The sequence below is a fragment of the Paenibacillus sp. 102 genome (assembly GCF_039549175.1).
GTDB lineage: Bacteria > Bacillota > Bacilli > Bacillales > Bacillaceae_G > Bacillus_A.
Genome location: NZ_JBCGHT010000014.1, coordinates 24,280 through 36,030, shown reverse-complemented (window position 1 = coordinate 36,030; position 11,751 = coordinate 24,280). Strand labels below are relative to the sequence as shown.

Genomic DNA, 11,751 nt, shown 5'->3' with positions numbered 1-11,751 from the left:
ATGGCAAAAACTCCTGGATTATTAGGCAGAAAAAAGAGCAATTTTGACCCAACAGATCCTTATATCCCAAACGAGGATCCAGTTGTAACAAAAAGTGGCGAAGATACTCCAAATTTTTCACCTAAAAATGAACAAAAACAAGTAAATCAGCAGGAGAAAAAGAACGAGCAAACACCAGAGAAAAAGAAATTTAAAAACCAACAAGGCAGTATTAAAATTTCTAGTCAATCTAAGGAAGAACTCGAAGCACTAATGAAACTCACTAATACGAAATATGCTCATAAAATAATTAATTTACTTATAAATAGTTATGTCGAAAATGAATTAACTCCTGAACAGAAAAGGAAATTTAAAATATTAACAGAGATTTAAAGATATAGAAATATCCCTATTTAGAAATGGGGATATTTCTATATCTTTGTGGTTTAAAAAATATCATCACCTGAACTTCCTTCACAAACTTTTATTCTCCCTCTCCGCTGCCACTTCCTCATGATATTCCTTCATCATTCGTTTTGTCTCTAAAGCTAACTAGTGAATGACCCCTCCTTAACACTCTTACGAGTTGTTTGAAGAAGGGGCTTCCTGTTTCATAGAGCGTTGCTATTTGAGAATCCAAGTAGTCTTACATACTCTCCACAGGCGTCTTTTATACTGTTTGGACACAACCTTGCCCTACAGTTTCAGTCGTTCTCGCAAGTAATTGCTCTAACCCTTTTTGCAAAATGTTTAGACTAGCATTATGATCCCTGTCTAATACCGTTCCACACTTTGTGCAAATATGTGTCCGAATCGATAGTGATTTCTTCACACGATTCCCACAGCTCGAACAATCTTGTGATGTATATGCTGGGTCTACTTTCACAAGTAAGCCTCCAAATTTTTCACACTTATACATCAGCAGCTTGCGAAAAATCCCCCACCCCGCATCGGAAATCGACTTTGACACCTTTCGATTCCGAACCATATTTCGGATATCAAGATTTTCTATACAAATCACCTAATACATTTGCGTGAGATGATAACTTAATTTGTGTAAAAAATCTTTTCTTTGATTCGCCACCTTTTCGTGAAGGTTCCGAATCCTTTCTACTTGTTTTCTATAGTTAGCAGAGCTTTTCTTTTTCTTCGAAAGGTTACGTTGTGCTTTTTTCAATTGTTTTTCTTTTTGCAAAAGAAATCTTGGATTTTCAAATATCGTTTCATTAGAAAGAACAGCGTATGCATGAAGTCCCACATCTATACCAACTACATTTTCTCTATCGATAGAGGGAGATACAACTTGTCTTCCGACACTAAAAATAGCGTACCATCTCTTAGCCTGGCGTTTCAGAATCTATCATCGCTGTGTTCTTTTCTAACAATATAGAAATATCCCTATTTCTATAAGTGGATATTTCTATATATCTCTACTTTTGTTGTCAGAAATGAAGGGATAGGGGGGAGCTTTGGAATAATTACTGATTCTATTGTATGTACCATATATCACTACTATATTCTTCTTTACAATATAGAAATATCCCTATTTCTATAAGTAGATATTTCTATATATCCCTACTTTTGTTGTCAGAAATGGAGGGATAGGGGGGAGCTTTGGAATAATTACTGATTCTATTGTATGTACCATATATCACTACTATATTCTTCTTTACAATATAGAAATATCCCTATTTCTATAAGTGGATATTTCTATATATCCCTACTTTTGTTGTCAGAATGGAGGGATAAGGGGGAGCTTTGGAATAATTACTGATTCTATTGTATGTACCATATATCACTACTATATTCTTCTTTACAATATAGAAATATCCCTATTTCTATAGGTGAATATTTCCCTATATCATTGCTTTTGTTATCTTGAACTACTCACCACTTAACGTCCTTACGGACTGTTTGAAGTGGGAGATTCCTAAGTACGGAGTTCTATCGAACTCTAATGGATTAGGCTATCCCCGTAGTTCCTACGGTTAAGAGACGAATTGCTTCGTTTCTAAGATTGAGTGCTGCATTCCGATCTCGATCGTGATGTGTGCTACAAGAAGGGCAATCCCACTCACGAATTGTTAGATTTTTAGTGTTTTTGTTTTTGTATCCACAATTCGAACATAACTGACTAGAAGCAAATGTTTTAGATACCACAACAACTTGCTTGCCATACCATTTCGCTTTATATTCCAACATCGTTCGAAATTGTGACCAAGATACTTCGCTAATCGCTTTTGCAAGCTTTCCATTTTTGAGCATGTTACTGACTTGTAAGTCTTCCATACCGATGACATCGTGGTTTTTGATGATTTCGGTAGAGAGTTTATGTAAGTAATCAGCTCTTGCATTTGCAATATGTTCATGGATTCGTGCAACTTTCACACGTTGTTTATTCCAGTTCGAAGAACCTTTCGTTCTTCTGGAAAGGATACGCTGTGCTCTCGCTAACTTTTCTTCTAATATACGAAAGAATTTAGGGTTCTTGTATGTTGTGCCATCAGAAAGAATGGCAAAATCTTTTAATCCAACATCAATTCCACAAGATGATTCAGTTTTAGACATTTCGTTTACGTTTGTTTCGACAAGGACAGATACAAAGTATCTACCACTTGGATTGAGTCGAATCGTTGCATGTAAAATACGACCTTCTACTTCACGACTTTTGGCAAAGCGAACAAGGCCAAGTTTCGGTAATTTCATTTTGTTGCCTACAATTGCAATATTCCCGTTCGTTTGCTTAGTTGTGTAGGATTGAATTTTATTCTTTTTAGACTTGAAACGTGGAATATCATTCTGTTTCTTGAAAAAACGTGAAAAAGCATCTGCGAGGTTTTTTAATGTGGATTGAAGGGCAATACTATCTACTTCCTTTAACCAGATTGTATCCTGCTTCTTTTTTAATTGAGTGAGCTCGGCAGAGCAAGAAGGATAGGTTAATCCTTTTCCTGTTTCTTTATAGGTATCATTCCAAAGAGCAAGAAAATGGTTAAATACAAAGCGACTGCACCCAATCGTTTTAGCAATTAATATTTCTTGTCTCTTATTTGGATAGATACGAAATTTATATGCTTTATTTACTAACATGGGTTGCACCTCGCTTTTTTGTATGATGCCTACAGTATACTAAAAAATGTAGGCTTACGCCTACCGACATTCATCTCCCACCTAAAATTGGTGTTTCACACCTTCCCATTTTTGAGGAAGGAGTCTTCTGTCGGAACATGATAAATGTGGGGATAGGAGGGAGCTTTAGAATAATTACTGATTCTATTGTATGTACCACATATCACTACTATATTCTTCTTTACAATATAGAAATATCCCTATTTCCAAAAGTAGATATTTCTATATATTTCTACTTTTGTTGTCAAAAATAGCGAAGATACTTCTGTTTCTTCACCTAAAAATGAGCAAAAGCAAGTGAATTGACAAGAGAAAAAGAATTTTAAAAATCAACAGGGCGGTATTAAAATTTCTAGTCAATCTAAGGAAGAGCTTGGAGCACTAATGAAACTCACTAATAAATATGCTCATGAAATAATTGATTTACTTATACATCATTATGTAGAAAATCAATTAACTCCTGAACAGAAAAGGAAATTTAAATTATTAACTGAGATTTATAAATATAGAAATATCCCTATTTCCGAATAGGGATATTTCTATATTTATGTATTGTATTTTAAAACCAACAAATTCAATAACTACATTAAAAAGAGTCCTATTTCTAGGACTCTTTTTAATACTAATTTTTAGCTTTAATTTACATTTTATCGATAATCATTTGTCTTTTATACCATTGGTTTAATTTGTCTCTCGCAGTTCCAGAGAGACGCTTTGTTTTTTTATTATAGAATCTTGAAAGAGTGGGCTGTGATATGCCTATCTCTGCTGAGAGCTCCCGCATAGTTATGTTCTTTCTCCGATGCATAAATTCTATTCTATCCCGAATTAACTGTTCATTTCTGTTCATATCTAAGGACTTTTCTTCAGTTTTTACTGGCTGATTATCCCTATGAATTACATCAATAGTCTTCTTCTTCGCTAAACTTTCCGTTGAATGAATTACATCAGTAGTCTTCTTCTTTGCTAAGTTTTCCATTGAGTGAATTAATTCTTTAGGTGGTAGTATTACTATTCCTAACTGTGAATAATAATTTTTAAACCAATTCTTCTTCGTCAATTGTTCTTCATCTAAACCTTTATCATATCCCCAATGGGAAATTACACCTTCTTTTTCTAAATCAATCAAAACATTTTCTAATTGATCACGAATACGGTTAGGCTTTTGCTTTTGGTTTATGCCCATTACCGCTAATAATCCTTTATCCCCCCCTATAGAATAGGGCCTTTTTAAGTTAGAAAACATTTGACGAATTCTCCACTGCCATGTCAAATAACGAATTAACCTTTTATGATATTTGTGTCTATAGCTATTATATTCTAGGGCCTTTTTTGATAATAGTGCCGTAGTGCTATTAGATCCATATAGATAACTGGATAAGAAACTTCCCGGTTTAATTCGGCACGATTCTATACCCATGTATTCATTTGTATTTTTATCTCTCCAAAGCACTACAGAATCTAATACAAATAACCTTTTAATCACTTCACGCTTTACCTCATAATGTTTCCCAGTTTCAGCGCGATCATTTAGTACAACTACTTCATTCTCATCGTTTAAGTATATAAAAATACTTGCTAGAGCCGCTATACGTTTAGCTACCTTAATCTTATCTTCCACCCTATAATATTCAACACCATTTGCTTTTGCTTTTGAAATACTGCACATTTCTAAAACTTGTTCATATGAAAAATCAATAAATTCATCAGGTGTGTTTGCTTCATTTAGCCATTGAATTGTGATGGTATCTAATACGTCAGCTGTTAAATCATCCATATTACTCATTACACCATCTACTAATGTATTCCATCTTGCGGCTTCTTCAATATTCGTTAACCTTAGGTCTTCATCTTTATGAGATGAAAGCTGTGCTACTCCGTTACTATCTTTCGTTTCAATGGGATATGATTTTAATTTTGTACTTTCATCTTCCTCAAATTGATTTTTTGCTATCCCATCTCTTAACTTATAATAAACAGCGGAATTATTTACTTCCAAATAATTTTCATGTGCTATGTTCGCATCAGGTTCAATCACTGGTGTATGTGTTCTAGTATTAACTATTTCATCATTACGAAACTCTTGGGCTATAAAGACACTAATTGTCTCATGAATCGTTACTTTGTAAGTATCTATATTTTTAAATATATCTAAAGCGGAAATGCCTTTTCCTTGCTGCTGCTTCACCCACTGTACAAGCATTGAAAATGATGGAGAAAGGTATTCTGAAGTTACAATTTTACTATTATCTGCTACAACGTCTACATAGTAAGAATTCCATTTATGCCACAATTGCTCGTTCTGTTTATAAAGTGGTTCTGTTATTGATAATGCATCTCTAAACAATTGTAGAACGTCTTCCATATATATTTTGCTCCTAACATAAATTTAATAAATGTTATTTAAACGTGAAAATACTTAGCTATATGATGTCCCTTTCTAAATAACAAGAAAGATAATTAGAACATTCTATTTAAATTTTTCTACGTTACACCTTTACAGGATCCTAGTCTTCATACCTATGATCATCCCTTTTAATGATTATACAAGACCAAATCAATTTGTAAAATCCAAATACAAGTTAATTCAAAGGCTTACATAGTATCCTAACTTTTTTTCATAGATCACTCTTCTATTAGTCTTATTTTTCATAACATGAAAATCTGTAGCTATATTATTGCCCATTCAACTGCACGAAATTTTTAAAAAAGAGGGCTAAAGCTTGATATAAAAGATTTCCTTTTGTAATTACAATATGTAACATGAAAACTTATAGCTATATGATGTCTCTTTGGAATGATGTAAATGTTCTATTAATCCTTTGATATCATACACTCACTACCTTTTGGTCGTATTTTTAACTATTTATATAATATGAAAATCTGTAGCGATATGATCTCCCTTTTTTCATACAAAGATGAAAAGTTCTTAGTTATATGATGTCCCTTTTGAAATTTTAAATTTCGAGACTAAATCCTTTAATATCAACGTTTAAAGACTATGCTATGAATAATTTCATATCTAAGAACATGAAAACTTATAGCTATATGATGTCCCTTTTGAATGATGTAAATGTTCTATAAACCCTTTGATATCATACATTCACTGCCTTTTGTTCTTATTTTCGACTATTTATATAAAATGAAAGTCTGTAGCGGTATGATGTCCCTTTTTTTATACAAAGATGAAAAGTCTTTAGCTATATGATGTCCCTTTTAAAATTTGAGATTTTGAGTTCAAACTCTTTAATACCAACGATTAAAGGCTATTCTATAAATAATTTCATATCTAAAAACATGAAAACTTATAGCTATATGATGTTCCTTTCGTATTTATAAAAGAGCCCCATAAACATTGTTTTATCAATGTTTATGAGGCTCTTTCTAATGATTTATAAATTTTCTAGAAAGATGAAAATCTGTAGCGGTATGATGTCCATAAAAAAAAAACGATAAATCTTCAAATCCCTTGATACACAAGGGATTAACGCGCATTTCATCTTTTCATTTTCTCTCTTAAAGGGGCACATTTCATCAAATTTCGATTTGATATAATCATAATTGGTATATTTTATAGTGTTTTGGCATATATTTCTGGATTTCTGTGTAGGAGGTGAAAAAGATGGGACAATCATTTATTATTCGTAATCAACGTAGTTTAAATGGACAAGATACTAATGCAGTTTTAGTAACATTGAAATCTTGGCAGAAACTTGTTGAAGCTTTTGAAGAAAAATACTACAGCTATAAAGATACATACCTTGAGGATATTCTAGATCATATGACATACGAAGAACGTATTGCTGATGTAGACGGCTTTGTGGCTCAGGCGAAACCATCTTTTTCACGTCGTACACTATCTGCTATTTCAGAAACAATGGGACGAAAACATAAATTGTACGGTATTACAAATGCGGATCTCGAAGTCTTTTTATATCTACACAAGAAATGTTACACAAATGGAGTCATTCCAAATGTAACAGTACATATGATATGGGAAGATTACAAGCAGTATAAAGAGGAATTTGCTTATATACAGCATTCTCAATTCTATATTGCATTAAAGAAATTAAGTTTACATAACATTATTACACTAGAAAATGAATTAGATGGCCGTTATACCATTAAGCTCACTCATTTTATGAACGAAGAAACTGAAAAGGCAAATTCCTATGTGTATATTAGCCCAGTCGTGTTTACCAAGGCTTTCTTTGAGCTGTCAGTTGCGGCTAAGAAACTGTTCTTAGACATTGCTATGCAACAGCACAGCGAAACAACTCTTAAACGTTCCTTAGACAAACAGGATGAAAGAGGGAATTCAACTCATTTTGGCGGAATGTACCGCTTTTTACATAAGAAATACCCACATCAAATCCGTGGGGTTATGACAGAATTAACAACTGCATTACCATGTACAGGGACTCCCCTATTCAAAATTTGCAAGTTACAAAAAGGGGGTAAAAATACAAAAAGATATACGACGTTATATCTATCCTTACATACAGATTTCTTATGTACAAAAGAAGCTGGAGAAGTACAGTATCGCGATCCATTCACCCCAAAGGTTACGTATGCTCGGAAATCTCGTTTTATTGAATCTGTGCTACAGGAAATGAATATTGGTGAATTTACACAAGACATGAATAAATTTATCCATGTACTTAAGTATACTTGTCATCGACAAATTCGAAGTGTCATTCGTAGCTTACGTGACATGATAGATCGTAATGAAGAATATCCAAGTAAATTAGTATATACATTGAAGAAACTATTAAATCAAACATCACAATATCAAATCCTTGATACAGCAGCAAAAGAAGGTATTTACCCTCTTATTACACAACATGTTCCAAAAGAGCAAAAAGAACAAGCTGTATTTGATTTCGGATTGCATTTCTCTATGTACTCTCTACGAAACATCAAAAAGTTGTTCCGTAAAACATATAAGTTACTAAAATATAAATATGCTGTACCTGTTACAGAGGAATCGTATCACCGCAACTATCTAAAGTATCAAGAAGAAACGTTGTTTAGAAAGTACGCCTATGAACAAGGTACAAATCTAAATGCTTATATGGCTTTAGAAATAGAAATACGTGAACTTCTAAAAGCAAGAGGACATAAAGAACGCTTTATTCCGAGTGATGTTCGCGAATTGTTCATTGAAAAGATAGATCGACTACCTAAAGAAAAGCTTCGCGTTATTGAAGTGCCGGATGAGTTCAATTTGATTACATTTATGCGTGCATTTGAACAATTAATACGCGCTGGTATTCATGTAACAACAGCTGAACAGGTTCTTGAGGTAATCGAAACAAATTAACAATACTCGCTCTCTATTTTTGAAAAAAGTATAAATAGAGGGCTATTCGTGTTGGTTCCATTATTTAAAAGCTCTTCACTGATTTCTCCTCATAGACATCCTTACTCGATTCTATTCATAATAGAGTCTTTTTTTATACATTCCTATACAAAGCTGTACTGCAATTAACTAATTTTCCACACCTATGTTTAAATAAACACATTATTTTTATCTAAAATACATTCAAATACCTACAAAAAATCATAAGATAATTATTAAATTTCGTGGGTAAGTAGATAAATGAAACCTAATGTGAATAATATTATGTAAATATTATTGAAATAAATGGGTTTTACTACTTCACCTATCAAAAATCATCAATATTTATGTGAGTAATGTGACCAATTCTAATTATGTTGATTAGTTAGCGTATATTGTGAATGTTTTGTGAGTAAATATTATAAAATTGTGGACATACAGTGGATGAACTGAAAATCTAGCACTTGAATAAATATATGTAACAATGCATCAATTTGTTTCATTTTTTATGTAGAAATATATGATTCCATTTATGATTATTTGTAGGTTTTATACCTTACTAATGGCTAATTTTACGTTGTTAGATTTTGCTGTTTATGATTTTTTACGCTATAGTATGCTCAAATTCCTTGTTACAGTAGGGATAAGACCATATTTACTAGACCTATATAAGTTTTATCTTTATATTTTTAATATATATAAGATATATATTTATATAAGATTTTTAAGTAATTTATATATTTTATTTCACAAAGAACATAAGTTTGTATATAATAAGAACGTGTGTTCTTGATATATAGTGATTAATTTGTACGACAATTAAGAGGCTTAATTTCTTATACTTAAATTTAGGAAAGGAGCCTTTTTCTTTTGTCTTCAAAAGGAGGACATTCATGAATAATGTAATTAAAAGACGGCATACTGTACAATACGCACAAATTCATAATAATCCTTTGCAAAATGATTTAAGGGACCCTAGATCCATAGGATTACTCTCACATTTAAATTTATAGATTAATAAAGAGTAGGAGAGATTTTTGATGAAAATAGTATGTATGAGTAATACGGGAGAACAACTTTCAGATAAATTAATTGAGATTGGTTATACGAAGAATATGAAATTTAATTTGGATTTGAATTGTGAATATATGGTATTAGCTTATTAGAAAGCGGAAACATAGAGTATTTAATTTTAGGTAAGAATGAAGATAAACCATCATGGTACACAGCAGAATTATTTAAAGTATCTGATCCTTTGCTTCCTTTAGAATTTTATTTTGGTGATCATAGTCACAATAAAACTACAACAGCAAGGTTTATCTGGGGCTATAAAGAGTTAGTTTTAGAGGCTAATCATGCGATAGATTTAATTAATAGAGAACCAGAAGCACTAAAAATATTTTTAAAGAGAAAAGCAGAAATTCATGAATTTATGGATTTTTGATTAAAAATAGCTAATTTTTAATCAAATGGCAGTTATCTAGAAAAGTGAGAAGCGAAATTATTTACGACTAATTGTATATAGATTTGTACAAATTTCTATACAATTTATAATACAACTGATTAGTAATTTTTGTTGTGTACCATTTTTTATGTATTTAAGTAATCACAATATATTTTTTATAATAATACCACTTTCATAATATGTGAGAGTGGTATTATTGTTGCTAATGTAAAGTGATAATAAAGTTATTTAATTTCTAACCATTTAAATGTGTTTGTAGACAAAAATCAATAATAAAGTTGTTTAAATCTTGTTCAACTAAAGCACCCGTTAGTTCAATAAGAAAAAATTATCTATGATTATTAAAGTGGCCCACCTTCAAAACCAATAGGCCATCCATCATCTTTAAATTTTACTTTATACTGAAACTCAAAGTGACCATCAAAAATAAAAGCTAAACTAAACCCTGAAAATATATAATCGTCAAAATTAACCATCTTCCCAAAACATATTGTGGATAGATAGTAGTTCTTCATTTCTTGATTAGGGAAGAATTTCTGTAAATATTTTAATGCACAGCTTATATGTAGATGGAGTTCATCGAATATTTTTTCTGCCATTTCGATAATCTCCACATCGGGATTTTCATTATTCCCTTGAATAATAATATCCACATCTTCCCATTCTCCGATATTAATACTATAAAACCACCGTTCTTGAATGAGATACTTCTCATTTTCGTATACAGTGGGATTAACTAGGTTTAATTTTTTTAACTCATTTTTAGTTAACGGTTTATCAAGAATAAGCTTTTTATGCAAAATATCTTTGATATTAGAGACAATATATTTAGATTTGTTTAATTCTAAAGAGTCCATTTCCCACCTCATAAATTATAAAATAAAGTAAATTCCCCCTTAATTATATCATCATCCTTTTTCAACTATCCTGCACCGTTAGTTCAATAAGAATTAAACAACTTTATTATTTTTCAAAGGACTTTATTGTAAATTAAACAACTTTATTATCTCTTAACATAAGTGGCAAAGTATTTTAAAACTATTTTTTAGTTTCATCAACTTTAAATCACCTTTTAATTTTATCTACCACTCTGTTCCCTTCCCACTACTCACTGCTTAATTACAGTTATGCAGTAAGTTAGGGCATAATTTTTCATTAGAAAATTATTATTATCCTTTAAATTTATCCCAAATCAATGTTCCTTTTTCACGAAAAATATTATCCAATGCTTCTAAAGCATTCTCTCCTGCCCAACCTGTTGATTCAAATATTCTTCCTGATTCTTATATGTATAAATCTATTTCAAAATTATAGAGTGAGCCTATAGGAATAACTTTATCATCAATAAAATTTTCTAAACCAAAACACGAACTATCTAACACACCTATCACTTCCTTAATGCAAGTGGTATGTTTAGATATGACCAATCCATCTGGCCAAATTTTTTCAACATTGATTCGTAATTCTCCAAACTCCTCCATAAATTTTTTTGCACTTTCAAAAACTTCAAAGCCTCTTTCTTCAAGAAACTTTATATTTTCTGATATGTCTATTTTTCTCCCCTCATACCATCCCGCTTTTTTCAATTCTTCTATTGCCTTATTTGATATTTCCATTTTCATTCCTCCTAGTAATCAATATTATAGAATACTATTACCCTTCAAATCACTGTTTCTTTTCCAATCTGCGATAGTACAACCAGAAACCATTATGTTCCCAAACAAGAATTTTTAATTTATCGCGTGAGCGATTGCAAAAAACAAATAAACAAGAAGAAAAGGGATCTAACTCAAATTCTTCTTTTACAATAGCTGCGTACGGGTAATACCGTAAGTGA

Annotated in this window: 6 protein-coding genes and 4 pseudogenes; 4 read left to right on the top strand and 6 right to left on the bottom strand. The window is 31.5% G+C overall.

Features of this window, described 5'->3' with window-relative positions:
• Positions 1 to 372 carry a hypothetical protein gene (locus AAIE21_RS22300; RefSeq protein ID WP_343268789.1) on the top strand — a complete coding sequence of 124 codons (372 nt, stop codon included), beginning with the start codon at positions 1 to 3 and terminating at the stop codon, positions 370 to 372.
• Positions 373 to 649: 277 nt separating this feature from the next.
• Here the strand turns inward: AAIE21_RS22300 and AAIE21_RS22295 are convergent.
• Together AAIE21_RS22295 and tnpB (AAIE21_RS22290) are read right to left on the bottom strand one after the other, a co-directional pair.
• Positions 650 to 1,336: pseudogene (locus AAIE21_RS22295) on the bottom strand (RNA-guided endonuclease InsQ/TnpB family protein); the annotation flags it as partial.
• A gap of 605 nt (positions 1,337 to 1,941) precedes the next feature.
• On the bottom strand, positions 1,942 to 3,069 hold the full coding sequence (tnpB, locus tag AAIE21_RS22290; RefSeq protein ID WP_343268788.1) for an IS200/IS605 family element RNA-guided endonuclease TnpB: 1,128 nt from the start codon (positions 3,067 to 3,069) through the stop codon (positions 1,942 to 1,944).
• Between the two features lie 255 nt (positions 3,070 to 3,324).
• Between tnpB (AAIE21_RS22290) and AAIE21_RS22285 the strand changes: the two are divergent.
• A pseudogene (locus AAIE21_RS22285) lies at positions 3,325 to 3,639 on the top strand (hypothetical protein).
• A gap of 109 nt (positions 3,640 to 3,748) precedes the next feature.
• On the opposite strand, the gene AAIE21_RS22280 reads toward AAIE21_RS22285, so the two are convergent.
• The gene (locus tag AAIE21_RS22280) at positions 3,749 to 5,473 is read right to left on the bottom strand and encodes a helix-turn-helix domain-containing protein (protein WP_343268787.1); all 1,725 of its coding nucleotides are present in this window, start codon (positions 5,471 to 5,473) and stop codon (positions 3,749 to 3,751) included.
• 1,257 nt (positions 5,474 to 6,730) lie between these two features.
• Between AAIE21_RS22280 and AAIE21_RS22275 the strand changes: the two genes are divergently transcribed.
• Positions 6,731 to 8,431: a hypothetical protein gene (locus AAIE21_RS22275; protein ID WP_343268786.1), complete on the top strand. Its 1,701-nt coding sequence runs from the start codon at positions 6,731 to 6,733 to the stop codon at positions 8,429 to 8,431.
• A gap of 1,058 nt (positions 8,432 to 9,489) precedes the next feature.
• Positions 9,490 to 9,893, top strand: a pseudogene (locus AAIE21_RS22270) (hypothetical protein).
• Between the two features lie 362 nt (positions 9,894 to 10,255).
• Here AAIE21_RS22270 and AAIE21_RS22265 read toward each other — a convergent pair.
• The 3 genes and pseudogenes from AAIE21_RS22265 to tnpB (AAIE21_RS29655) form a co-directional block, all read right to left on the bottom strand.
• On the bottom strand, positions 10,256 to 10,771 hold the full coding sequence (locus AAIE21_RS22265; protein ID WP_343268785.1) for a hypothetical protein: 516 nt from the start codon (positions 10,769 to 10,771) through the stop codon (positions 10,256 to 10,258).
• Between the two features lie 312 nt (positions 10,772 to 11,083).
• Positions 11,084 to 11,530: pseudogene (locus AAIE21_RS22260) on the bottom strand (SUKH-3 domain-containing protein).
• Positions 11,531 to 11,579: 49 nt separating this feature from the next.
• Positions 11,580 to 11,723 (bottom strand): IS66 family insertion sequence element accessory protein TnpB, encoded by a 144-nt coding sequence (gene tnpB / locus AAIE21_RS29655; RefSeq protein WP_481858704.1) that lies wholly within the window; start codon positions 11,721 to 11,723, stop codon positions 11,580 to 11,582.
• Positions 11,724 to 11,751 lie beyond the last annotated feature (28 nt).